The sequence below is a fragment of the Paenibacillus sp. Soil766 genome, assembly GCF_001428105.1.
Lineage (GTDB): Bacteria > Bacillota > Bacilli > Paenibacillales > NBRC-103111 > Paenibacillus_E.
Genome location: NZ_LMSJ01000059.1, coordinates 10,011 through 35,021 on the forward strand (window position 1 = coordinate 10,011; position 25,011 = coordinate 35,021).

A 25,011-nucleotide genomic window follows, 5' to 3' on the forward strand; every position below is an offset into this window, starting at 1 on the left:
TGAGTTCTGAGGGCTGCAACCCAGTACATACTCATCGTAGCGAGGCGTTCTTTTTTCTGCAAATGCAATCTACTAACACCTACAGGAATGTTAACGGGGAACGATAGTTCCAACCTAAGAGTGGAGGTAATTATGCTGGATTTAAATAAGTCTTTAGAGGAAATCGATGGGGGAAATTGGGGGGATCCTGAGGAGGGAGCCACTGGTTTGATAAGAAAGTGTCTTACATTAAGAAGAAAACCTCTAAAGGACTTTACAAATGATGATCTTACCCGGATGATATTACAAAAATTTTCTCTAAATTACCTTGTCCCTATAGCCATTACAAGATTAGTTGATAACCCGTTGAACTCCGGAAATTATTATACGGGAGATCTCTTATGTTCACTACTAAAGGTTAATCAGGATTTTTGGAAGGATAATTTAGAACTTAAAGAAGAATTCGATTTTATTGTATTTCATTTTCTCCAAGCGTATGAGACAATAATTCCCCTTATAAAGGCTTATCAGGATAAAAACGACTGAAGAAAATACTTCTGGATGGTGGTTTTAGTATTAAACTATCGGGAAACGTTAGTTCAATGAACTGTCTGCTTTTATTTGTGTCAGAAGTACTTCATAACTTAATTGTATTTATGCTTTTTTGAACACCATAACCACTTCAAAACTATATTTGTATTTATATTTTATAAGAAATCCAGCAAACCCTTATGTTTTCTGGATTTCTGCACTTCAAAACTTTAATGTCTTCCGACAACAACTATTGGAAGACATTAAAGTTTTGAAGTAGACATTAAAGTCTTGAATTAAACAATAAAGTCTTGAAGTAGACAATAAAGTTTTGAAGTGCGAAATACAATTTGAAGTAGTAACAAATTATGTTGTTTTGAAATTAAATAGGCGTTCACTCTATTATTGGGTGAACGCCTATTTAATTTTGTGTATGGAGAGAGAAGAGGAAGTCCTCTTTAGTCGTATCCAGCAGTAAGACGGGCAGGAGGGGAGATTAAACTAACGGGCAGTTTTCATCAGCAAGTTGTGTTAAAATATGGAATACATTACAAAGTTAATAGGAGTGGTTGAATGAAATTTGTTTTGATTTTCGGACCACAGGCAGTCGGCAAAATGACCGTTGGACATGCATTAGAAAAAACAACTGAACTGAAGCTTTTTCATAATCACATGACCATTGAGTTGCTTCATCCTTTTTTCGGATTCAGTTCTGAAACATGGAGATTAACAGAATTATTTCGTACAGAAATATTTGAGGCAGTGTCTAAGAGTAATCTATACGGATTGATTTTCACTTATGTGTGGGCATTCAACGAGCAAGAAGATTGGGATTTTGTAAATAAAATTTGTAATATTTTCGAATCAACGGGTGGCGATGTTTATTTTGTAGAACTTGAGGCAGATTTTGAAGAAAGAATTGTGCGTAACAATACTCCTCATAGGCTTGAATATAAGCCAACAAAAAGAAACATTGAGCAGTCAGAACTTAATTTAAAAATCTCTATGGAAAAATACAGATTAAACTCAACAGATGGTGAAATTAACAAGGAGAACTATATAAAAATAAACAACACAAATTTGAGTCCAGAAGAAGTTGCTAATATTATTAAAGTAAAATTCGAATTATAGGGTTCCCAATTGCAGTGTAATGAATTGAACTAACGAGTAACGATAGTTCAAATAAGTGAGTAGTTCGCCGTGGACGGCAGCTGCTCTTTTTGTTATTAAGCGATTGGCCAGGAGAGTTTCAATAAAAATGGAACTTTCTGAAGAAGTTTCGAAATCCTTCTGTTATAATATGGTAAAACTATGCTAGGAAGTGATAGTATGACTTATCCTATTTCTTATGCTGATGAAAATGAGAAAAACTATATACGAAGAAAACTTATCGAGTATAATGCACAACATGTTCCTGATCACTTAAAATCAAGATATGAAGAAATAAACCTGGCGATCAAAGATGATAATGGGAATATTATAGGTGGACTGATTGCAGTTTTGTGCTGGAATTGGATAGAAGTTGATATATTATGGGTAGACTCTGCATTTAGACTCAAAGGCACCGGTACACAACTGTTAAATGAAATAGAAAAAATAGCATCGGAGAAAGACTGTGACTTTATCAAATTAAATACCTTCAGTTTTCAAGCACCAAATTTCTATATAAAGAACGGATATAATCAATATTCGGCTCTTGAAAATGCCCCAGAAGGGGCCAAACACTTCTTCTTCAAAAAGGACATTAATTCAAGTAAGATACTTTAGAATTAAGTTAATATGGAAATGTTAGTTGAACAAAGCAGATCATGTGAAGGTCTGCTTTTTCATTGTAACTGCTGGGGGATCCAATGTTAGCTTCAAATTACGCTAACGGGTAACTATAGTACAATAACAAACAGGGAGCAGCTTGCCGCAGTTGCTCCCTGTTGACATTTTAAACGGGCAGTTTAACGCAGCTAGATTCTGTAGTGCCACTGTTAGGAAAATAGTGGTAATATAGTTTTATTCATTGAGTAATGGGGGCGATAGTGTGGGTTCAAGAATAATGCATTTAATTATTGCAAATAGAATTGCAGCGCGTCTTCACATTTTTTTATAGGTGAACATCAAGACTATTCTAGAAGTGTTGACTATAAGGGATTTTTGAATAAATATAGTTCACAAGCAGAAAGTCTTTATATATTGGGATACTATACACATTTAATTGCTGATGAAATATGGCTGAAAGGTTTTTACCTACCTTGGCTGAGAAACAGAATGGATGCCGATAAAGAAACACATGGTTTATACCATAATGATTTCAGATTATTAAACGGAAAATTACTGGAACACTATGTTTAGAGATGAATTGAGAAAGACGTTATTTTACACTCCAACAATCATTGATTTACAAGAGGTTAAGTCCAAAGATGTCGAAGAGTTTGTTCCTTATGTACTGGGAGATATGGAGTATGGAAAGGAAGTTGTTAATCAGAAACTTAATGTTTTTATGTTTGATCAGATTGTAGGTTACATAGAAACATCAGTTGATATGGGGTTATTAAATTTAAAACAGGCTGCCATCCTACACCGGCTGCACACTGCTCGCGAATGGTTAACCCTTCATCATTAGAGACGGATAGTGTCTCATAAAGTGTAGCGAAGGTCGCTGAACTAACCCAAAGGGGTTCATACAAATTCGTTAGGTGGGGTTTTGACATATGTATAAAATACACTGTAATATTAATTTATAAGTTTTGTTGACGAGTCTATGATTCTACTGTATTTTCATATAGTGTTACACACCATATGTGGACATCCGTTTTTGATAAACGGAAATGTCCTTTTTTTTGTGAATTAAAGTTGGAGGTGAAGGAGGTAGTGGCCTCATATTTTCATGTATTCTGTCCTGAGGGAGTGAACAGTAAATACCGTCTTATCGTATTTGATGATACTAAGGAGGCGTTTATTCCACTAACAGAGTATTTCCATGACCAAGTTAACAGAATTAGTGAGAGCTCAGTGCTAGCTTATTTAAATACTCTGGAACCGTTCTTCTATTGGTTAAAGCACAAGAGTCATTACCAGGCCAAAAAGGTCCAATGGGATGACGATCCAGAAGCTGTTAAGGAAGCAGTTAGGCAATATTTGATAGATCAGATGCACTGTAAAATCCGTGGTCGGGAAGGGCATGAAGGAATTTATCTGACAAGTAAAAGCTCCAAAACAGTGCAACTGTTCTTAGCCGCGATCAAAGGGTTTTATAAGACTATGATCCGCTTGAAGGAGTATTCCCATGTCAATCCACTATTAGATATGGATTTCAAAGATAATATAAATGAGAAGCCAGGGGAAAGATCAAACAGACCAAGGATGCCTCAAGCAGCCGGTACCGAGGAGCCTCTATCTTTTAGAAAACAAACGGATTCTTACTTCAAGGTCATCAACGAAGAATGGGTACCGGAGATTATAGGCGATTGGGACCTACCCTATCGTATTTATCAAGCAGGAGACACCAAAGGTTGGCGGTTGCGAGACGAAGTGGTAACTCGTTTTATGTTTGATACTGGCGCAAGAATATCAGAAATATTAGAACTAACAGTTGGTGACTACCGAAAACGATCAGATCTACATGAATTAGCGGCAATCAATAAAGGTAGCTATAAGCGTAGAATCAAGTTCATTCGTATATCTCCTGAGACATTAAAGCTATTAATTAAGTACGTGAACTCGGAGAGACGTCATTCCGCGAATGTACAAGTAAAGTTCAATGAGTTGCCTGACTCCGAACCACTTTTTATATCTACAAAAGGTACTCCATATAGCTACTCAGCATTCTATTCAAATTGGACCAAAATTACCAAATATGCTGGTATTAAACTGAATCCGCATAAAGCAAGACATTGGTTTGTGACCTCTATGTTGCGTGGGATATATGAACAGTCGGAAACAGCCGCTCAAATTGAAGACAAAAAGAAGCAGCTTATCGAGTATATGAAATGGAGAGATCCCGAGACAATAACGATCTATGAGCATTACTATGATGAGCAAAAGTTTAGAGACTTACATGAAAAGCTTCAGGAGAACTATTTGAAGCGTGAGAAAGAGTACTTAAAATCAGCTAAGACGCGGTCAAAAGTCGAAAAGACACCAGTCACACCATCTTTCGAGTTGGCGAGCTCAGAGGATAAACAAGACTGGCTAAATGAGTTTTATGAAGGAATGGAATAGTAGTGTCAACCGGCGTACAATTTTTACTAGAAGAAACACAAGTCAAAACCTGGGTTTCCCTACTTCACAATAAGATACCAGAAGAGCTGTTACTATTATGTGATCCGAACGGGGATTACTATTGGGACAAAGTTGACGAAAAAAATATCAAGTATTTTGCCCGACAATGTGTAGGACATCCTTGGGCAAATCCTTTTGCTCTAGCATTAATGTGTTTATCAGACCGGAATTTAACGCCGCAATCAATCATGAATATAACCAGTGTCTTGAATGCTCGGTTTCGAGATTTGTTTAATCATTTTAAACTGACATCTATGGAGGATTTCTTACCTTCGCATGTGGAACAGTACGTAACAGGACAAATTCTATCTGGTCATTCCGATCGACAACGGCAATCTATTCTGACAGGTTATAACACTTTTATGTTTAATCTAAAAAAATGGTTGGGAACTAAGTTCAGTGAAGAAAAACAGGTTTCACTCTCCGCATTCATGCTTCCAAACATTCCTTATGACAATCGAGATTTTAGTGCTCGAACTAGGGCAATTACCAATGCGAAAACCAAGCGAAAGGAAGATACCTCAGCTGTAACGCCTTTATTACCGGAAATAAGGGCTGAAGGGCACTTGAGATGGAATCAGGTCTGTAGACTTCGTGAAGCATACCGTAAGGCCATAATGACCGCAAAAGAGCAAAATTTGGAGCTTCCAATTGATTTTTATTATGATGAATCGGAGTATGTTAACGAACGTTGGCATTTCAAACTATGGGATATTTCAAGTTTTGATTATGTCCACGAAGGAAAGAACCGTTACCGAGTTTTTAAAGATGAAGACTGCTTTATGGAATTTATCAAAGCAGAAAAATTAGATGATGGTACGGAAGGAGATGGACCATGGTTCTTAGATATATTAAGGTTAAGGCTATTGGGCCAGTGGTCAACAGAATATACAACTGAGGAGCACCGTGAAAGGGTTGAGAACTACCTTAATCAGTGGGGATACGAGATCGGAGAGGACGGAAAGACAAATGCTCCTTTTTTACCACGTAACCCTGGGCTTCTAATGCAAGGTTTTAATGTAACGCGGAAACAAAGATTATCCAATAAACTGCTAATCAACATCGAACCAATCTATGTGGCATGTATGTTTGCACGATTTGCGTTAGATATCATAACATCGTCTGGGGCTAGAATAAACGAACTGCTGCAAATTAGTTATGATAAGGACTGCTGTGTGGTAACAGTTGATAAAAGTGTTAGTCCCCCTAGAAAAAACTATATATTCCGACTTACTCCTAAAGGTAGGGAAGAACCGGAGAACTATTATTTGCCTGAAGAAGTCTTCAAGTTTATGACGGAAATACTGAAAATGCTTAAGGAATCGTACAAGACTGAAACTGTTCCAGAGGTACAGTATGATGTCGATAGCAGAAGACATTGTGAAAACGCTGCTCCATCAGAAGGATATTGAAGTGACTTCTTACTACTCAGCTCCCACAACACAACAAGTTTCAGCATCAATAAATTCTCTTCATGAAAACTGGATCTCATATGTTGATATTCAAAAGGGGATTATCCGAGGACCAGAAGAGCTTAAAGAGATATATGATGATTACCGCGAGAAGGTTGGCACCATGTCGAAGGTTGTGGGTGGCATATGCACAATTGACTCGGTATGTCCAACTAAAATGGCTTGTGTGGGATGTGGTGCAAAAGTGCCTCGTCCAGAGTTTAGAGAAGAAATTACAGCCTTTTATAATTGGGCAGATGAAAGTGAAAAAAGATTCGAAAAACTGGGGTTACCGCTTGAAGCAAAGAAAATGAAGATCGCAAAAAATAGAGCTAAGCACGAGCTTAAGGAGATCCAGTTAATCGAAAAATCTCAAAAGGATGAGACATATGCGCCGGAAATTCGTATCTCCTCAAACAAATGAATTGGAATGGCTTCAAGAATCGTATGACAAGAAGAAAAATCGTTCCTTGGAACTTGGAGTAAAGGCCATCGACAGTCTTACTAATGAAGGTAAGTCTGTTTCTTACAGAACAGTTTCGGATAAATCGAAAGAAATTGATCCGGATGGAAAAGGTATACACCAAAATACTATTCGAAAGAACAAGGAACTTCACAATCATTTTCTAAAACATAGTACTACAAAGGTTTATAAACCATTGAAAAGGTCCCACAAGCCCTTAAATGATGATCTAAGGGCATTCAAGCATATAAAGCAGGATCGTGACGTAGATCGAGTCAGACAGCGTTATATGCAGCTAACGAAACCAGAATTGGTTGATTTGTTAGTACGTATGGAACAATACATTGCTCATCAAAATCAGACATGGTTAAAAAGTGAATTTGAAAAATTTAAATAATAAAAGGCTTAAGCCCTAATCTTAGGGCTTTTTGTCTGTTCAAAAACTCATTTAGTAAATGTGACAAAGGAACTTTTTGACAGTTGATATTTGATATGCTAAAGTGATTTGTAATAAGTGTTACATTATTACAGAAAGGTGTTAATGATGAGCAAAAAATCAAAAAAAAGCATCGTAATTTCAGTAAGGCTTGATGAAACCACATTGGCAGCAGTAGATTTATTAGTTAATTCAGGGCTTGCGCAGAGCCGCTCTGAAGCAGCTTCTCAGTTCATTAGCATTGGAGTACAGTCTTCAGAGGATTTGATTTTAAAAGCCAAAACACTTGAAGAAAACGTTCGTGTATTAAAAAAAGAAATGCTAGAAGCCGTTAAAAACAAAAGTCTTGATAAAGTCTTGCATTTGCTTGAAGTTGATGAAAAACTCAAGGATGCAAAGACCGAAGACGGCCAGACGGCTATTTTAATGGCTGCCTATTATCATGCTAATGAGATTAAAGAATTGCTCCTACAAAAAGGTGCGGAACTTAACTTATATGAGGCTGCCTCAGTGGGAGATGTGGCTAGAGTTCAAGAGATCATTACTTCATCACCAAATTTAATCAATAGTCACAGTTTTGACGGATATACCCCTTTAGGGCTTGCTGCACACTTCGGCAATGAGGATATTGTTACTTATTTGTTGGATTCTACATGGACTGACATAAACCTGAAGAGTAAAGATGGAAAGTTGAATAATACTCCTTTGCATGCTTCCATTGCAGGTAATCATATTCACATAGTTCGACTACTACTAAAACATGGCGCTGATGTTAACGCTCAATGTGAAGGTGAAATGCGACAAGGTTTTACACCACTACATGTCGCAGTACATTTTAATAGGTTAGAGCTAGTTAAAATATTGCTTGAGAGTGGGGCAGATATGCAAATTCATAACAGTAATTCATTAACCCCGTTCGAATATGCTATTGAACGAGGAAACAACGAAATAGCAGATACCATTACTCATACAAAATGAGAATAGGAAGTGAACTACCTTGAGGCTACCTGTAATTAATCAAGAACTTGCTGAAAAAATCCAACAGTCTGAAATCGATTATTTATTCTCAAGAATCAATTCAATTCGCGAACGGGAGGGGAATCCAGAGGGGGTTGAGATAGTTAATTTCGGCCGAACAACAGCTTATTATATAAAAACAATGCCTTGGGGCATATTTAATTCAGTAAAAGGCATCTCTGATGACGAAATTGACAAGCTAGGGGATATCACTCAGTTTTACCAAACAAAAGATAGAACATTTCAGATTGATGTGAATCCTATTCATTGTAGCTCCAAGCTTTTTGAAAGTTTATCCAAGCATGGTTTTTATCAAAGTTGTTATCATTCAGTTCTTTATGGGCTACCTACAGTAGAACAGCCTAAACTACCGTCCAATATGAGGATTGTGGAAATCGATACCGAAACAGAGTTTGACTCTTATGCTGAGATACATTGTCTTGGTTCTGGTATGTCACTATCCGATAAACATCACTTTATAAAAAACAATATAGGTTTGTTGAATAGACCTGGGTGGAAGCTATTTTTGGGGTACTTGAATGACATCCCGGCCGGAGTGGCTGTAATGCACATAAGCAACAACATTGCGTCATGCACATTAGCTGCTACAACTCCTCAATATAGAAAACGTGGATTACAAACTGCGCTCTTACATAGAAGGATGTACGAAGCATACAAAGCTGATTGTAAACTTGTAGTAGCACAGGCGAGTTTCGGGTCATCGAGCCAAAACAATATGGAACGAGTAGGTTTTCAAATGGCTTGGACACGATCTATCTGGGTGCCACACAAAAATAATTCTGAGAGGGGAATGTAATATGTCTGAAAGTTTGAATGCAGAATTAGTAAAGGATTTTGTATACCATGCGCATGCTGATTTGGAAAAGATAAAGGAATTACTCGAAAAAGATCCTGGACTTTTAAATGCATCATGGAACTGGGGAAATGGTGATTGGGAGACAGCATTAGGAGCTGCTGCACACATGGGTAAACGTGATATCGCACTGTTTTTATTGGAAAAGGGTGCTAGAATCGACATATTCGCAGCTGCAATGCTTGGTAAACTTGAAATCGTAAAAGCAATTATTGAAGATGACCCTGAGAAGATTCACATAGGCCCACATACGATTCCACTAATAGCTCACGCAAAAGCTGGCGGTGAGGAATCATTACAAGTCGTTCGTTTTCTTGAAACCTTTCAGCGATAATAAGTAACACACTCAAAGAACCACTCAAAGAACATTGACACTATATAAGAACAATTGATCTATAAAGGGATATATTGATTTACAGACATATGTATAAAATACGGATTTTGCGAATATGTATCATTTGATTTGAAATCAATCGGAAAATTTCCTACAAGCGCCTTGCAATAGTAGTAGTCGTCTTACCAGTTCCGGATTTTCCTTTGAAAATCATATGAAGTGTGTTTGCGCATTTGTTTTTAAACCGATTTGAAATCAATCGGAAAATTTCCTACATTTCCTACAAGCCCTTGCAATAGTCGTCTTACCCAGTTCCGGATTTTCCTTTGAAAATCATATGAAGTGTGTTTGCGCATTTGTTTTTAAACCAATCTTTTCACGTTCGTTCTATATTCATTCTTAGTTGTGCCTCTAAACCTATTATTCCGTTCATTTCAGAACCTAAATCAAATCCTGTCACAGCAGATACCTGCGTTGTTCCTGCTAGTACATTTCTAGCATGTTTTAAATCTTTTAGTTGACGTTTCCAAATCAAGCAATCCTCTATGGTTGATTTCCCCAACAAATATAACATCTAAAGTTTTAAAAGGTTAATCGTTTTTTAGGGATACGAATGTTTCTTAAGTTTGCATTTTCTACGCTTGCACTTGGTTTCAAATTGAATTTCAAATGTGCCTTTCCTATATTTCCAACTTTCTATTACTTCTTCAATGACCTTGGAATCATTAAAAACTTCAGAGAGTTTAGACCGAAGCTCTGTTTGAGTAATGCTAATTTATTGAATATTACTATCAATTATTATAGAGTTTTGGACTTATAATTGTCATTCCTCTTTCCGCCCCGTCGAAGCAAGTCCTGCAATTACATATGCATGCTCGCACCACAGTTCATTTTTACGATATCAAAAAGTTAATACGATTAAGTATTCCCCCCCATTCCCCTCGGCAATGAATAAACTGTAACAATTTTACAAATCATATTGGCAACAAACTGGATATAGAGGGTCTAAAAAATGAATAACTTCCGTAACAAATATAAAAACCGTTATTATCTAGCTAATGTTACAACGTTCGGTACAATCCAACTTCATCAACGAAATCCCTTGATTATCGCTTTATGGTCTGTTGCGTTCCCTGGCTTCGGTCACATCTTACTACACAAATTTCTCACTGGCTTTGCACTGTTTTTTTGGGAATTTTATATCAACCAATTAACCCAACTTAACACAGCCATGATGCTTTCGTTTAACGGCAATATCGTCCAAGCCAAGGCTGTACTAAACGAAAAATACATATACCTCTATATACCTGTTTATTTATTTTCCATTTGGGACAGCTACCGAACAACTATCGATGAAAATAAGGTCCACTTGCTGGCGAAAAGGGAAAAGGCTAAATTCCCAATTTTCTCGGTGAACGCTTTCGAAATGAACTTTATAGACAAGAAACAGCCATGGATTGCCTTGGTTTGGTCGATGACAATCCCAAGTCTTGGACAACTGTATATACATCGGATCTTTGCAGCTGCTTTAACGCTTGTAATGACGATGTTTATTGTCATCCATTCCAACATGATTGAAGGCTTTCATTACTTTTTGCTAGGAAACTTCCCTAAATCAAGGGAAGTTATAGGAGCTCAGTGTTTCCTTTACTTCCCTTCTATTTATTTCTTTGGTATGTATGATTCTTACTCCAATGCCGTAGAGTTAAGCAAACTATTTGACCATGAACAAACCGATTTTTTGAAAAGAGAACATCAATCGCAAGACTTTGTTTTACATAAAGGAGAAAAAATCTGATGGGTCTGTGTATCCAATTCTTTTCTACTTTTCAACATTCACACTATGTAGAACTTGCTATAAGTAAACTAAAAGAGCATGAGGTCGACAATATCTATGCTGTTCCACTTGACAATCGTTCAGTGGACATGAAACTTGTTGATTCCATGAACGCTACAGATGGAAGCTCGTTAGCCGATATTGGACTTATACTTGCAATGATGGGCGCAACCATTGGAGCGGCAAGGGGATTTGTTCTCGACTGGGGGCCAATTTTTTGGGGGCTAATTGGAGCTGTTGGCGGCTTTACTATTGGTTTTGTCTACGATATTACAAGTACCCTAATAAAAAGAAAAAAGAACCGAACTGCAAAGATAAAACTAGGTGAGATTATATTAATTGTCCAATGTACCAATGAACAATCCCAGTTTGTGGAGCAAACGCTGTGGAAAAGTTTAGCACTAGGCGTAGCCAAAACCCAAATGCAAACAACTCGACTAGAGTCAGATTCATGATACAAAGGTCGTCAAACAACCTCACTTCAGATGAAGTAAGGTTGTTTGTTAAGGCTACTAAGTTAGTTTATTAACCACCAGAATTTATATTTGCATCATCAATTCCGTTATTGCTGCTGCTTTTGTTATTATTACTTGGCTTTTGGTTTTTTTGCTTTGCTGATTTTATGCTCTTTTTCTGATTCGTCATGACTTTAGCCCACCCATCTTAAGTTATTTGTAACTAGTCGCTATCGTTATCATTATTGAAAATTTCATCCAGCTCTGAAATATGTTCGTTTGCGGCTGCCTGGATATCTTGATCGACTTCATTACTCCCTTGAATTTGTTCTGCAGCTTCGGCTTGATTGTTCAGTTGCTCAACAATTTGACCAGCGCCATGTGCGCCTTGATGTCCTCGACTCGATGTCATCGTAGTTGTACCCTCCCTTTTCGGTAAATGGACTTCCAGCTATATTATGGCGCTATCTTCCACCCTTATTCACGAATTGTAAACTTAATTATGTACGAACTTTACCCTCTGATGTTATATGGATCGCCGGTTTTTTGATTCCCGTGATTCCCGTTCTTCCGCATTGTGAAAATATTGATTTTTTCTAAAATCAAGACAAATACTATTGTAAAAGCTATGTATGCTGAATTAACAAACACCAAATGATGAACAAGAGAGGTTATAATGAATCCAGTCATTTTAGTGCGTTTATTTGTTGCTGTACCAATCCCTCCCGAAATTAAGCATGTTTTCGCCAGCTGGATTGATCAAATCAAGCCACATCTGTCTTTTCGTAAATGGGTCCATCCTGAGGATCTACATATTACGCTACAGTTTCTCGGAGATACACCGTCAGGAAGTGTTTCTCACATTAATCAAGTTCTGAATGATATTCTAACAATATCTAATCCGCTCTCTCTTCGTGTGGATTCCCTCGGCATTTTCGGGAGATCAACCCAGCCTTCTGTACTGTGGGTCGGTGTCGGCGGCGACGTAGAGGGGCTTCACAACTTACAGAGACGGGTAGCCGACGCACTTACGCCGCTTGGCTTTTCTCCTGAGGAACGTAATTATCACCCGCATTTAACTATTGCACGCAATTACATTGGCAAGACTCCATTTGATCGTAATATGCTTAGTACAATTACAAAACCTAATTCTTCTTTACAAGACCTTCTTTCGTGGAAATCAAATGAAATTATGCTTTATCGGAGTCATTTGAACAAACGACCAATGTATGAAGCAATTTCTATCGGTTCTTTTTAAATAAGTTTGTAGGTGTAGAGCTAACATTCAATAACCAAATTTTCACAGGATAAAAGCAGGCTGAATCCTAATAATAACGAAGGCTTCTAAGGCCAAGATATTTATTTTAGGAGGGACTATATCAATGAATCAATTCGAACATCAAAACCTAAACAATGCTTCTCATTCACCCTATTCAAACCGATACGCTAATTCTACTACTACGCAAGACCCTGTCATTTCTCATTATGGAGGTTACCAGGCTCAAAATCGGGAGCAGGTTGGACAGTCCTACCTTCATTCCAATATGAATGCTTACTCTCAAAACGCTTCACAGCCGGTCATTTCACACTTTGGGGGCTACCAGGCACAGAATTCCCAGTACAGTATGCAACAACCTAGTCATGCAGCCCAAATGAATGTTTACTCACAAAGTGCTTCGCAGCCAGTCATTTCTCACTATGGAGGCTACCAAGCACAGAATTCCCAATACAACATGCAGCCTAGCCATGCATCCCAATCATATGCTTATTCACAAAGCAATGCACAGCCAGTCATTTCACATTACGGCGGCTATCAAGCACAGAATTCTCAGCAAACTATGCAGCCTAACCATGCATCCCAAATAAATGCATACACTCAAAACACCTCACAACCAGTCATCTCTCATTACGGTGGCTACCAAGCACAGAATTCTATGTATCCTAACCATTCATCCCAAAATGCTTACGCTCAAAACGCCTCACAGCCGGTCATTTCTCATTACGGCGGCTATCAGGCACAGAATTCCCAGCACAGCGGATATCTACAACAAGGATCTAAACAATCATCACAACCAGTCATCGCGCATTACGGGTATACCAGTAACTAATTTAGTCAAATAAGTAAATGAGGACTTCACCTCTAGTGTTTAGGGAGTTGAAGTCCTCTATTATTATGCATTCTCGCGCTTCAGCCAGCCATTAATGGGTATGTGCTCCGCCAATTAGGCTAGGGTTTCAAAATAATTTTAATAGCCTGATCCTCCTTCTTATCAAAAATATGATATCCATGCTCCGCATCATCCAACTTCAAACGATGGCTAATGATATCGGTTGGATCAAATATACCTGCTTTGATTTGACGATATAATTCAGCCATATAGTGAATAACTGGAGCTTGACCCATCTTCAGCGTAATGTTGCGACTAAACAAATCACCAAAAGGGAAGGCATTATAATTCATACCATAAGCTCCAGTTACCTGAATCGTGCCGCCTTTGCGCACCAGTTTAGTAGCCATTCGGAATGCCCCAAGTCCACCACCTTGAATCTTAAGCATCGTTTCTATTTTCTCCACAAAGGTCTTCTCAGAATCCAGTCCTACAGCATCGATGACCACATCCGCTCCACCACCTGTAAGCTCAGCTAAATATTGAAGGAGATCATCTTGTTTTTTAAAATTAAAAACCTCAACATGATTCGTTTTACGCGCATGCTCCAAACGATAATCAACATGATCAATCGCAATAACACGCTTTGCACCTTTTAACCAAGCAAATTTCTGTGTCAGCAATCCCACAGGACCACAGCCCAGAATAATGACGGTATCACCAGCCTTGACACCTGCATGATCCACACTCCAATAGGCAGTAGGAATAATATCAGAGAGAAATAAGATTTTCTCATCCTCCATTTCAGCATCCTCAGGCACTTTAAAAGGGATGAAGTTTCCATAAGGAACTCGCAGCAATTCAGCTTGCCCACCTGCATATCCGCCAAAGGTATCTGAATAGCCGAAATACCCGCCTGTATCTCCATGTAAAAAATCATTTGAATTATCACACTGGCTCTCTAATTGATGGGTACAGTACCAACATTGACCACATGCGATATTAAAAGGAAGGATAACGCGATCTCCCTTTTTCACCTTAGTTACTTCTGTTCCAATCTCCTCCACGATTCCCATAGGCTCATGACCAATAATAAAGTCGTCTCGCATATTTGGTATTTCTCCATTATAGAGGTGAAGATCCGAACCACATATGCTAGTGGTCGTGATACGAACCAGAATATCATCCGATTTTTGCAATTTGGCATCAGGCACTTCTTTAACTTTCACATTCCGAATTCCTTGATAGGTTAACGCTTTCATTGTATCATTCCTTTCTCAACTGTCATTATTCTTCTCACCTGCTCCCATTATTATCATGCTGAATCCATGTGTCATATTCTTGACAATAAAAATGACAAGAGTATGATCCGATGAAATAAAAAAAACCGCCATTTAGGCGGATATTCATCAGACTATATTCTTGTCACCCTCACCCGACATTTACTTTAAACTCGTTGCCATAAGGATCGGGCGATCCTTGCAAACAGCAGTGCTTGCGTCCAGCGGTTACTGACCTCGATCTGATTGTCATGAAGGTCGCTCACAGTAATTGCATATGGTGGTGGCCCCAGCTCGCATACAAACGGAAGCACATCTCCTTCCTGTGCCGCTTGACGCCAACTGCGCATACCTCCGAGCCACCAACGTTGAAAGTGCTGCAACATGGGGTGTTCGCACTCTCGTTCTGCGATCCCTCCTTCATCCGAGCCTCCAAACATGGGCACGTCGATCTGCACTTGCTCCCCGTTTGATACACGAGCGTGGATGCTCTTCGTCCGTGGGAGCAGTGCCTGTAGCAGTTCTTCTGCCTCATCTGAGACGGTACGCATTTCCCCGGCAACGACGTAATGTGAGAAGTCAATTGTCAGCTCAAGATCCGGCACATTGTGAACATACTCTACCGTTCGCAGCAGATCCTGTGTAATCGTGCCGCGGTGCGTTTCGATATATGATGGTATGCCTGCAGAACGCGACAGTTCCGTCATTCCCGCAAGCAATTGCCTAGCTTGTTCTCCGACTAGAAACGGCCTCATCACCTGTACATTGACAAAATCGACTCTTCCGAACGCTTTTGCCTTGTTAAGAAATACGTCCAGTTCCTCCACCGTTTTGGGATACGCATTTACGCTGTATGAAAGATTGTATTGATCCAGCAACCGGTGCCATCGTTCGGCCTCATTACCCTCCGGAAGCATGCCGTTAATGCCGTCGTAACCCGCCTCTGCGATGCGCCGCACCTTCTCTTCCATGCTCCATTCGTCACTAGCGCCGTCTTGATCTCCCAATCCGTTCATCCCCCACCAGGACATTAGCACCTCGAGCCGTGGTTCACGTACACGATGCTTCATTAAAATACCCTCCCCTATTTCTGCTAAAGGTGTAATTATTCACATCCTCATTATACATTTAACACAAGAAAAATAAGAGAAAGTATCTTGCTGTTAATTCATACAATCCTGCTATAACTCATAATCGAAACAGCCTTATTAGCAACCTGTTTGAATCGATTTTGATATTCTTCCGCGATTGGCCTTGGAATTGAAGGGTTATTAACTGATCTCGAATGCTTCCGGTATTGGTTTTCTATGAAATGCTCTGATATCTTGAAGCGGAGGGAGCCCGAAGAGCCTGCGATATTCCCGGTTGAATTGAGCTGGACTCTCGTATCCGACTTCCAGTGCGGCGGCTGTCGCGTTAGCGGAGCCATTCAACATGAGGCGTCTCGCTTCCTGGAGGCGGAGCTGCTTCTGATATTGCAGTGGAGCCATCGTCGTGACAGCTTTGAATTTATGATGAAGTCCTGAGACACTCATTTTGGACGATCTCGCCACCTCTTCGATTGACAAGGTTCTGTTGTAATTTTCCTTTATCCATTCAATGGCTCTACCGATCCCCTCATTCTGCTGGTTCATGAAGACACGTTGGACAAACAAGTGTCCATATTCTCCCGTAAGTAAGCGGAAAATCATCTCGCGTTTGATCAGCGAAGACAAAAAGCGTATTTCTGTCTCTGACTTGCCCCGCAGCTCCAACAGCCGGAGGAATAATTGCAGCAAGTGCTCATCAGATTTACCTACGTAGGCTCCAGGACCCAGCTTACGATCGAGCGGCATCACGCTGATACCGGTATCCGTCATGACAGAAGCAATTTCTTCCGCTGTTACATCGATTCGTAAGCCGATATACGGCGTTTGCCGCGTAGCACCGACGACTTGACCGGAGGCCGGTATATCAATCAACGAAACCAAATAGTCACCCGCGGTGTAATAAATCGTGTCCTGACCGAGATGAAGCTTCTTGGACCCTTGTAGAATTAGGCAAAATGAGGGCGTGAGAACTCCAGGTATGATCGCTGTCGGCCGGTTACGCCGAAGCAGCGAAAAAAAGGGTATCGACGTCTCCGTACGCCCCTCTGCAAGATTAAGAGATTCCACCGCATTCAATAATTGATCCAGTTTTGTCTGCATGGGAACGTTCCTCCATTCCTATTTTCCTCTCCTATTATACGCCGTGCTTCGAAGAGCGCCAACCTGTTTATCGAACAATAAGAATTTAACTTTGCAGTATTGAGCAACTTTTTAGCAGAAACGAGCTACTTCCTGATGCGAATTCGCATCATAATAACGTTATAACATGAAAGGGAGGTTATCCTCTTGAATGAACATTCGAAACGAATTATTTTGGCGATGATCGTCGCCTGCCAGCTTATGATGGTGCTCGACGCTTCCGTCTTGGTTACCGCGTTACCCGAAATCGGCCGCACCCTCCATCTATCGACGGCCGCTTTGACTTGGGTGCAGAACGCTTATATCTTGGCGTTCGGAGGGTTCTTGCTGTTAGGAGCACGCGCGGGAGACATCCTGGGAAGGAGAAAAACATTCAGCGCGGGGATCGCCTTGTTTTCGCTAGCCTCCATACTGGCCGGCTTGGCGCCGACTGCATCGCTTCTGCTCGTGGCACGCGCTATGCAAGGATTGGCGGCAGCGATCGCCACGCCGTCTGCACTCGCCTTGTTATCTGTCAGCTTCTCTGGAACCAAGGAACGCTCGAAAGCGATCGCCGTCTACAGCGCCGTAGCAGGAGCAGGCGGCAGCGTCGGACTAATCGTCGGCGGTTTGTTGACGGATCTGATCTCTTGGCGCGCCGGGATGTTCCTCAACGTGCCGGTCGGTGTCGCTCTGCTTCTTATGGTGCCTCGCTATATGCAGGAGACGGAGTCGAAAGCGGGACGATTGGATATCATGGGAGCCATGACGTCGGTGATCGGCATGACAGCGTTGGCATTCGGCTTTGTTCAAGCCGCGTCTGGCAGATGGTTAACGCCGGAAGTATGGGGTTCGCTTGCTCTCGGAGGTGTCTCTCTAGCGGCTTTCGTGTGGATTGAAGCACGAGCGAAAGAGCCGATAACACCTCTTCGCCTGTTCGCAAGCCGAACGCGATCCGGGGCGTACTTGGGTAGGCTGTTTCTCTTGTGTGGAAATTATCCGATCTTTTTCTTCGTTCCGCAATTTTTACAGAACGTCCTTCATTTCAATTCTTTGCAGGCCGGACTCGCGATCATGCCGTTCACGGCTGTTCAGTTTGGGATGATGTATGCCATGCCTTCGCTCGTAGCCCGATTCGGGAACGCGAAAGTACTGATCGCCGGATTGATAATCGCGATCACTGGAACAAGCTGGCTGAGCCTCATTACAGCTGATTCTAGCTATCTCTCTCATTTGTTTTTACCGTTACTCGTCATGGGTTGCGGCGCGGGGATGATCTTCCAGCCCTTCACAACGTTAGGATTGTCCGGCGTTGAGGCCAAAGATGCAGGAGCGGCGTCGGGGCTCGTCAACGTTGCTCATCAGACAGGCGCGTCGCTCGGGCTCGCGGTTCTGATCTCTGTCTTCGAAGCGGTGAACCGGCAGGCGGTTCCTTCGAATATATCTTTTGCCCATGCAATCTCCGTCTCGCTTGTGGGTTCTGCCGTTTTCCTAACAGCTTCTCTCCTGGCTGTCTTGATCCTACTGCTGCCGGCAGACAGAGCGCAGCGCGTCGTCGCAACCGGAACGCAGAACGCGTCCTGATACTTTCATTTTCCATCTCCCATCGGAATAGAAGATTAGTGACTGCTCCATCTTCATTTGAGTTACGGCATGTTGGAGTTCTTCAACGCAACCAGGGAGCAGATGCCACATGGCATCTGCTCCCTGGTTAATACATTATTGCTCAACGGAACGGAATACTTCTACATTACTTAGTATTAATTGACTTGAATATTCAATAGCCTAGTTTTCGTGACCATTCCCGCACTCTCAAGAGTCCTTTTCGAAGCCTCGTTATAGTACCAACATCCACTTACAGGCATAACGCCTTGCTCTTTACACCATTTTCTCAATTGTATGATAATAAACCTCCCAATTCCTTGCTTTCTATATGCTTCATTAGTAAACATACCAATGCTTGCTAATCCTTTTATCATGTTAGACTTTTCAACTATACCGATTCCAAGCATCACAGAGTCTCTATAGTAAGTGAAGAGTTCTCCATTTGCAATCCGTCGTTCGTATTGGTCAAGGAAATCTCCACAGGTTTGTTGTATTTGTATCAGATCTTCCAAATTGGCAGCGCGAAATGATTCATCATTGGAAAGATTACTCTCTACTATTCCTGCTAGGTTGTCTTGGAAAAAGTAAGCTTGTTTATTGATCGTAAAGTCCTTATCTACCGCTAAGCTTATAAAAAGTTCATCACAGGTCGGAACGAATAGAGAGTTCACTGAATAACTATCAAGCACTTGGCTAAACATCCTCTGTGAGGACATTTGGTATGCGCGACTGATATAAAATTGAGTTAGAAGATCGTTGTTGTGAATAGCGAAGTAACCCACGATTATGAATCCTTCTTGGATTTTGTAGAAAGTCGATGCTAGAATATGTTCCTCTAAGAAAGAATCAAATGGTGAAGATAAGCTTTCGATGTATTCATCAATAAGATATTGAATTTCATTGATTAGACACTTTTTTGTAATCATCCAAACCATCCTTTCAAGAATTACGTTACGATACATAATTCCATAGTAAACGATGGCAATCATTAACTGAAGGGAAAGTATTCGTTTAACTAACCTCATCGGTTCCGTGTTTTAATAACTAGATAAATTCTTTAAAATCCTGAATCGATCGTGCTAATTCCCTCCATCTACCAGGAATTCCCTCCCTTTGATCACAATAGATATACTGTAAATAACGTGATAACTGCGTGACTTCTTGTTCCACTAATACCTCGCGTATCTCAGAAGGCTTTGTCGGCACATCATTTCTCCGTACAAGTTCAAATTGGTCTAAAGTAACAAACATTTGCAAACTTTTCTTATAAGCACAACGATTGGGGTATCGTGGTGAGCTTCCCGAATCATACTTAGACAACTTAACCGTGTCATAGAAATCAGAGAGCAATGCATGCGCATCTAATTGAAGGATTACAAAATCTTCATCTGGTTCTCTTCTCGCATACATCTCCAACATTTTTTGACAATCTCTCTGTGTCGGCCAAAAAAATACGTGCTGATCTAGATAACTATGGAATTGTTGATGAGTTATAGATGCATCCATCACTTGATCAGTAATTCTTAGATGCGCATTGGCTATAAACACATGACCGTCTAGATGAATCTCTCGACTCACTGACCGTCTCTCATTCGATAACGTAGGATCAACTTTATGACATGCATACAAAGCATCGAGATGCGCAACGGAGGGCAGATTCCTTACTCTTGTAAAATGAAAAAATGACTTTCTTTTACTACTGTTTGTTATTACATCTACGATTTCATTTCTCATATGGATGTGATTTCATCCTTTTTAATCGTTTGGATATAAGAAAGCACCAGATCAATAAATCCACTAGCTGCTTGCCCCAAATACCTATCTTTATGGTATACAATCACTACTTCACGACAGAGTTTAGGGTTAATGATTGGAATCATAACCAAATCCTCATAGTGATACATGTCAATTAATGTTTTTGAAAGAACAGTTGCCCCAATCCCAGATCGTACTAATGTAAATAAAGAATCTATCGTCGTCGTTTCAATAAAAGGTTTTAATTCGAGCCCTGCAATTTGGCATGTGGAATCAATCAGTTGCCTGCATCTATGTGTCTCAGGAAACATCACAATCGGGGTAGTTACTAATTCTTCAAAATCAATTATCGTATGACTAGCCAATGGATGATTGGCAGTAGTCACGAAATAGAAGGATTCACTGTAGAGAGGCTTAATCGCTAATTTATCATGTTCTACAGGTAGAATGGAGATGGCAAAGTCAAGTTCATTATGCAGAACCCGTTCAACGACATCTTCATTAGCAATCAACTTGATGTGAATATTCGGATATTGGCGATGATAATTGATTAATTGGGATGAAATCAGTTCATTTAATTCACCTGGCAAAGCGCCAATCGAGAGCGTACCTCGTTCTACTTTCTGCAGCTCTTGAATTTGTTCGCGTGCGCTAGTTAGGGATCCAATAGCTATATGGGATTGCTGGTACAAAATCATACCGGCTTCTGTGATCATCGTCTTCTTCCCGATTCGGTCAAATATTCGAACACCCAGCTCGTTCTCAAGTGCCTTGATTTGATGACTTAATGTTGGCTGAGTAATCCCAAGCTTTTCAGCTGCTCGAGTGAAATGAAGTTCTTCACACGTCGTCATGAAATATTCTAATTGTCTCAATTCCATGCTCTCATTCACCTCTTGATTTATGCCTCAGACATACTATTTCCTCAAATAGCTTTGGTTGTATCATTAGTTTCGGCAAGTGTACTCATACTAACCCTTCAGCAATTTGCCGTTAAATAGCATGTTCAGCGTTCGAATAAACAGTACGATCAGAACGATACTAAGCAAAGCTAGAATGGCCGCGGCGATGTCAATTAACAACCAAGAATGTACGAACATCGCATACTTCAATGCAGCATTACTAAGCGCAGCTATTGGGAAACTTACAGCCCACCAAGAAGCTCCGAATGGTACAGACTTTTTGAATACTTTAAAGAACATGACGACGAATAAAAATAGGCCAAAGTAAAACAACACAGCTGCAAACCCATCAATTCATTGCATAACATTCGTATAGCCAAGAAACCAACCTCAAATGGTGCTGTCATGATCATCAAAGAAGGTACTAATCCAGCTGGCATTGGTTCCTATGAATCAATCTGGATGCGATCATAATGAAGAAAAGTAAAGCAACAATGCCACCGATCGCTAAGCACATCAGATTGATTTCATACGCCCAAGTAAATGGTATCGTTCCACCAGCGACGGCCACATCAAGTGTAGCCACACCAGGAATAAGTAATGGTGGAACTGTATGTCCAGGTTCTTGATTCCCATTTAACAATCGTGAAACGAAAACAAAACTGAGCATTAACGTGGTCACCGTGCCGATGATCCAAGTAATTTGACCTACGACTTGACTGTAAGTACCTATCACGGAAGAAACTAATAGAATCGAAATCGTGATTGTACCGAAAAAATTTCCTACTATAGGATGCCTAAATTCACTTGCTACTATCTGTGGGTAACGAACCCACTTACATATATAACCTATACTTAACGCGATAAACATTAGAATTGCAACAATACCAATCATATCCGCAATGACAGGGGAAGTACCAAACAGCTTGCTCGCTTGTCCCCAAGCCGATGATAAACCCGAAATACCCATAACTGACGCGAATAAATTTACTGGCAAGAACTGTATGGAACCGAAAGTCCTTTTATGGTTCTGTATGGAGGAAGCCATTGTATTCATAATAAGTCACCTCTACCTTCATATTTGTATAGGATCGCGGTACACGATGTGTCTGGCTCTCACCAAGGAACAACCTTATCTTACCCTCGTGCCAGAAAGTGATCAATATTGTAGTTTCTATTGTTCCTATAGATAAGACGACTAGATTGAAGACAAATAAGGCCGCAAATTTGCGGCCCTTTTCAATTTTCTTACTCTTAAAAATTTTAGTAACTTATTTAAGAGTAGCTGCAACCTTTTTATCTACAGTCCCGTTTATGTTTCTGAAACACAAAAAACCACATGAGGTGAATGAATATGAAAAAAACAATCAAAACCTTCACGCTAACAGCAGCCACTGCTTTACTATCACTGACTTTAATCGGGCAAAGCTTTGCAGCATCTAGTACATTCACAGACCTTGATAATCTTGCAACAAAAGATAAAATTATTGCTCTACAACAAAGCGGTATTGTCGGTGGCATCACATCTACATTATTTGCTCCACATGAAAAAATTACAGCAGCTCAATCTGTACAATTACTCGTGAACGCACTTGGACTTAATCTAGACCTGGTCAGATTCGTGAAAGAACCGAAAGCAACTGATTATTTTGCAAATGCCTCAAACGATGCTTGGTATGCACAGGCACTAATTATTGCGGCAGTCAACAATGTGGATCTTCCCAAAGATCTCAACCCTGCTAAAAAATTGACACGTGAAGAATTCACACATCAGCTCGTTCGTGCAATTGAAGTAAGTAAGAATCTCCCTCTAATTAACCCTGTTGTCGTTGATATTAAAGATGGTGATCAAATAACCGTTGATTATTCGGGATCCATCCAGCGTGGACTCAAATACGGGATTATTAAACTAAATACCGATGGAAAATTCAGTCCAAAAGATGAAATCACGCGTGCTGAGGCTGCAGAGGAAGTATATAATGCGCTAGATTACCTGAAAACTCATCAAGCGCCAGTCATAAGTAATGATCCTATCTCTGCAACACAAGGTGTTCAGCTTATCACAGATGCACTAGGCAAATTGGGTACAGATATCAATATTAAGATAGATCCAGATGCCAAAATGACGCGTGAATCGTTCACCTATCTTCTCGTTCATACGTTCCAAACCAGTGAGAAATTACCGATGATTAAATTAAATCCAGTCGAAATCAAGGATAATGACAAGATTGACTTATTGAATGTTGGCGCCATCCAAACCGCGCTTGCTTTAGATATTGTCGAGCTAAATGCAGACGGTACTTTCCATCCGCAAGATGGCATTACCCTTACAGATGCAACAGAAATCGCTAATCAAGCGGTTAAAGCTGTCGAGGGGTTAAAGAAGTAAATTAAAAAAGAGCAGGCCCATTCTCGAAGGGGTCTGCTCTTCCCACTTTATTTAGCTCTGCATAGCGGCTTGCCGTTTATATAGATCTTCCACGACTAAGCACGCCATTGCTTCAACAACGGGTACGATTCGCGGGCAGATACATGGATCATGTCGACCAATTGTTCGAATTTCTTGTTCCTCACCCTTCACATTTAACGTCTTCTGGGCAACTGAAATGGAAGAAGTCGGCTTAACACTAATTCGGAATATAATTTCTTGTCCCGTACTAATTCCGCCTAGAATTCCACCAGAATGGTTGCTTAGAAATCCATCACCGTTCATTTCATCATTATGCTCACTACCCAGCATTGAGGCAGCTGCGAACCCCGCACCAAATTCGATCCCCTTAACAGCTCCGATAGAGAGCATCGCCTTTGCCAATTCAGCATCCAATTTATCAAATACAGGCTCTCCAAGTCCTGGCATAACCCCGCGTATACGACATTCAACGATACCACCACAACTATCGCCAATCGCTGCTAACTGCTCAATTTTCTCAATCATTTGAGCTCCGGCAATGGGATCACAAGCTCGTACCGCATTGCATTCTATCACATCCTCATCGAAGGTCTGACATCGAATTCCACCTATTTCGAGGGTGTAGGCCACTACTTGTACGCCTCTATGTTCAAGCAGCTTGCGAGCAACTGCACCACCTGCTACCCTGCCCGCTGTTTCTCTTCCGGAAGCTCGCCCACTCCCGCGATGATCACGGATTCCGTATTTCTGCAGATACGTGAAGTCCGCATGGCCTGGTCGAAAAGAGTTCTGAATATCCGTGTAAGCTTCCGGCTTCATATCTTGATTATAGAGATTGACAAACAGCGGCGTACCCGTCGTTCTCCCTTCGAAAACACCTGATAAGATATGAATAATATCATATTCTTTGCGTGGAGAAGTCACCGAGGATTGACCGGGTTTTCTTCGATCCATCTGTTTCTGAATATAGGCTTCATCAATCTCGATGCCTGGCGTTACTCCATCCACAATGACACCTACCGCGGCTCCATGTGATTCTCCGAATGTAGTAATTTTGAAAATCTCACCGAATGTATTTCCTGCCATATAATTGTA

The 25,011-nt window shown here is 40.6% G+C and carries 27 protein-coding genes and 1 pseudogene; 17 read left to right on the forward strand and 11 right to left on the reverse strand.

What is annotated here, in order from left to right:
* The first annotated feature begins 132 nt into the window (after positions 1 to 132).
* The 11 genes and pseudogenes from ASG89_RS32720 to ASG89_RS32770 all read left to right on the forward strand — a co-directional run bounded on the left by ASG89_RS32720 (position 133) and on the right by ASG89_RS32770 (position 9,357).
* The gene (locus ASG89_RS32720; protein WP_057315539.1) at positions 133 to 525 is read left to right on the forward strand and encodes a contact-dependent growth inhibition system immunity protein; all 393 of its coding nucleotides are present in this window, start codon (positions 133 to 135) and stop codon (positions 523 to 525) included.
* Between the two features lie 558 nt (positions 526 to 1,083).
* A complete protein-coding gene (locus ASG89_RS32725; RefSeq protein WP_057315540.1) occupies positions 1,084 to 1,641 on the forward strand; it encodes an AAA family ATPase in 558 nt (185 codons plus the stop codon).
* A 198-nt stretch (positions 1,642 to 1,839) separates the two neighbouring features.
* Positions 1,840 to 2,277: a GNAT family N-acetyltransferase gene (locus ASG89_RS32730; protein WP_057315541.1), complete on the forward strand. Its 438-nt coding sequence runs from the start codon at positions 1,840 to 1,842 to the stop codon at positions 2,275 to 2,277.
* 265 nt (positions 2,278 to 2,542) lie between these two features.
* Positions 2,543 to 3,124, forward strand: a pseudogene (locus ASG89_RS32735) (hydrolase).
* A 248-nt stretch (positions 3,125 to 3,372) separates the two neighbouring features.
* On the forward strand, positions 3,373 to 4,722 hold the full coding sequence (locus ASG89_RS32740; RefSeq protein ID WP_057315542.1) for a tyrosine-type recombinase/integrase: 1,350 nt from the start codon (positions 3,373 to 3,375) through the stop codon (positions 4,720 to 4,722).
* A gap of 2 nt (positions 4,723 to 4,724) precedes the next feature.
* On the forward strand, positions 4,725 to 6,194 hold the full coding sequence (locus ASG89_RS32745) for a hypothetical protein (RefSeq protein WP_057315543.1): 1,470 nt from the start codon (positions 4,725 to 4,727) through the stop codon (positions 6,192 to 6,194).
* Complete coding sequence (locus ASG89_RS32750; protein ID WP_157276902.1) at positions 6,139 to 6,657, forward strand: hypothetical protein; 519 nt, start codon at positions 6,139 to 6,141, stop codon at positions 6,655 to 6,657. The genes ASG89_RS32745 and ASG89_RS32750 overlap by 56 nt, the downstream gene beginning before the upstream one ends.
* Positions 6,623 to 7,093, forward strand: coding sequence for a hypothetical protein (locus ASG89_RS32755; protein ID WP_057315545.1), 471 nt, complete (start codon positions 6,623 to 6,625; stop codon positions 7,091 to 7,093). The genes ASG89_RS32750 and ASG89_RS32755 overlap by 35 nt, the downstream gene beginning before the upstream one ends.
* Before the next feature lie 144 nt (positions 7,094 to 7,237).
* Positions 7,238 to 8,110, forward strand: coding sequence for an ankyrin repeat domain-containing protein (locus tag ASG89_RS32760; protein WP_082593758.1), 873 nt, complete (start codon positions 7,238 to 7,240; stop codon positions 8,108 to 8,110).
* Between the two features lie 19 nt (positions 8,111 to 8,129).
* Positions 8,130 to 8,966: a hypothetical protein gene (locus tag ASG89_RS32765; protein ID WP_057315547.1), complete on the forward strand. Its 837-nt coding sequence runs from the start codon at positions 8,130 to 8,132 to the stop codon at positions 8,964 to 8,966.
* Position 8,967: 1 nt separating this feature from the next.
* A complete protein-coding gene (locus tag ASG89_RS32770; protein ID WP_057315548.1) occupies positions 8,968 to 9,357 on the forward strand; it encodes an ankyrin repeat domain-containing protein in 390 nt (129 codons plus the stop codon).
* 376 nt (positions 9,358 to 9,733) lie between these two features.
* On the opposite strand, the gene ASG89_RS36885 is transcribed toward ASG89_RS32770, so the two are convergent.
* Positions 9,734 to 9,892, reverse strand: coding sequence for a hypothetical protein (locus ASG89_RS36885; protein WP_157276903.1), 159 nt, complete (start codon positions 9,890 to 9,892; stop codon positions 9,734 to 9,736).
* A gap of 477 nt (positions 9,893 to 10,369) precedes the next feature.
* Between ASG89_RS36885 and ASG89_RS32775 the strand changes: the two genes are divergently transcribed.
* Both ASG89_RS32775 and ASG89_RS32780 read left to right on the forward strand, forming a co-directional pair.
* Positions 10,370 to 11,155, forward strand: coding sequence for a hypothetical protein (locus ASG89_RS32775; protein WP_057315549.1), 786 nt, complete (start codon positions 10,370 to 10,372; stop codon positions 11,153 to 11,155).
* Positions 11,155 to 11,649 carry a hypothetical protein gene (locus tag ASG89_RS32780; RefSeq protein ID WP_235550017.1) on the forward strand — a complete coding sequence of 165 codons (495 nt, stop codon included), beginning with the start codon at positions 11,155 to 11,157 and terminating at the stop codon, positions 11,647 to 11,649. Before ASG89_RS32775 ends, ASG89_RS32780 begins: the two co-directional genes overlap by 1 nt.
* 223 nt (positions 11,650 to 11,872) lie before the next feature.
* Here the strand turns inward: ASG89_RS32780 and ASG89_RS32785 are convergent, their stop codons facing one another.
* The gene (locus ASG89_RS32785) at positions 11,873 to 12,061 is read right to left on the reverse strand and encodes a hypothetical protein (protein WP_057315550.1); all 189 of its coding nucleotides are present in this window, start codon (positions 12,059 to 12,061) and stop codon (positions 11,873 to 11,875) included.
* Between the two features lie 264 nt (positions 12,062 to 12,325).
* Here ASG89_RS32785 and thpR point away from each other — a divergent pair, with 264 nt between their 5' ends.
* A complete protein-coding gene (gene thpR / locus ASG89_RS32790) occupies positions 12,326 to 12,907 on the forward strand; it encodes an RNA 2',3'-cyclic phosphodiesterase (protein ID WP_057315551.1) in 582 nt (193 codons plus the stop codon).
* A 124-nt stretch (positions 12,908 to 13,031) separates the two neighbouring features.
* Positions 13,032 to 13,757, forward strand: coding sequence for a hypothetical protein (locus tag ASG89_RS32795; protein ID WP_057315552.1), 726 nt, complete (start codon positions 13,032 to 13,034; stop codon positions 13,755 to 13,757).
* Between the two features lie 119 nt (positions 13,758 to 13,876).
* Here ASG89_RS32795 and ASG89_RS32800 read toward each other — a convergent pair whose 3' ends face one another.
* The 3 genes from ASG89_RS32800 to ASG89_RS32810 all read right to left on the reverse strand — a co-directional run bounded on the left by ASG89_RS32800 (position 13,877) and on the right by ASG89_RS32810 (position 17,226).
* Positions 13,877 to 15,019: a zinc-dependent alcohol dehydrogenase gene (locus tag ASG89_RS32800; RefSeq protein WP_057315553.1), complete on the reverse strand. Its 1,143-nt coding sequence runs from the start codon at positions 15,017 to 15,019 to the stop codon at positions 13,877 to 13,879.
* Positions 15,020 to 15,204: 185 nt separating this feature from the next.
* Complete coding sequence (locus ASG89_RS32805; protein WP_200963596.1) at positions 15,205 to 16,107, reverse strand: sugar phosphate isomerase/epimerase family protein; 903 nt, start codon at positions 16,105 to 16,107, stop codon at positions 15,205 to 15,207.
* 201 nt (positions 16,108 to 16,308) lie between these two features.
* The gene (locus ASG89_RS32810) at positions 16,309 to 17,226 is read right to left on the reverse strand and encodes an AraC family transcriptional regulator (RefSeq protein WP_057315554.1); all 918 of its coding nucleotides are present in this window, start codon (positions 17,224 to 17,226) and stop codon (positions 16,309 to 16,311) included.
* A 240-nt stretch (positions 17,227 to 17,466) separates the two neighbouring features.
* On the opposite strand from ASG89_RS32810, the gene ASG89_RS32815 reads away from it, so the two are divergent.
* Entirely contained in the window at positions 17,467 to 18,828 is a 1,362-nt protein-coding gene (locus ASG89_RS32815; protein WP_414813330.1) for an MFS transporter, read from the forward strand.
* Positions 18,829 to 19,004: 176 nt separating this feature from the next.
* On the opposite strand, the gene ASG89_RS32820 is transcribed toward ASG89_RS32815, so the two are convergent.
* The 5 genes from ASG89_RS32820 to ASG89_RS38355 all read right to left on the reverse strand — a co-directional run bounded on the left by ASG89_RS32820 (position 19,005) and on the right by ASG89_RS38355 (position 22,563).
* A complete protein-coding gene (locus ASG89_RS32820) occupies positions 19,005 to 19,775 on the reverse strand; it encodes a GNAT family N-acetyltransferase (protein ID WP_057315751.1) in 771 nt (256 codons plus the stop codon).
* Between the two features lie 118 nt (positions 19,776 to 19,893).
* Positions 19,894 to 20,583, reverse strand: coding sequence for a DUF7002 family protein (locus ASG89_RS32825; RefSeq protein WP_057315555.1), 690 nt, complete (start codon positions 20,581 to 20,583; stop codon positions 19,894 to 19,896).
* Entirely contained in the window at positions 20,580 to 21,485 is a 906-nt protein-coding gene (locus ASG89_RS32830) for a LysR family transcriptional regulator (RefSeq protein ID WP_057315556.1), read from the reverse strand. The genes ASG89_RS32825 and ASG89_RS32830 overlap by 4 nt, the downstream gene beginning before the upstream one ends.
* Before the next feature lie 90 nt (positions 21,486 to 21,575).
* A complete protein-coding gene (locus ASG89_RS38350) occupies positions 21,576 to 21,839 on the reverse strand; it encodes a hypothetical protein (protein WP_268795694.1) in 264 nt (87 codons plus the stop codon).
* A gap of 91 nt (positions 21,840 to 21,930) precedes the next feature.
* Positions 21,931 to 22,563 (reverse strand): hypothetical protein, encoded by a 633-nt coding sequence (locus ASG89_RS38355; RefSeq protein WP_268795695.1) that lies wholly within the window; start codon positions 22,561 to 22,563, stop codon positions 21,931 to 21,933.
* A gap of 297 nt (positions 22,564 to 22,860) precedes the next feature.
* On the opposite strand from ASG89_RS38355, the gene ASG89_RS35220 reads away from it, so the two are divergent.
* Complete coding sequence (locus ASG89_RS35220; RefSeq protein WP_063868274.1) at positions 22,861 to 23,895, forward strand: S-layer homology domain-containing protein; 1,035 nt, start codon at positions 22,861 to 22,863, stop codon at positions 23,893 to 23,895.
* 51 nt (positions 23,896 to 23,946) lie between these two features.
* Here ASG89_RS35220 and aroC read toward each other — a convergent pair whose 3' ends face one another.
* Positions 23,947 to 25,002 (reverse strand): chorismate synthase, encoded by a 1,056-nt coding sequence (aroC, locus tag ASG89_RS32845; RefSeq protein ID WP_057315557.1) that lies wholly within the window; start codon positions 25,000 to 25,002, stop codon positions 23,947 to 23,949.
* Positions 25,003 to 25,011: the final 9 nt, after the last annotated feature.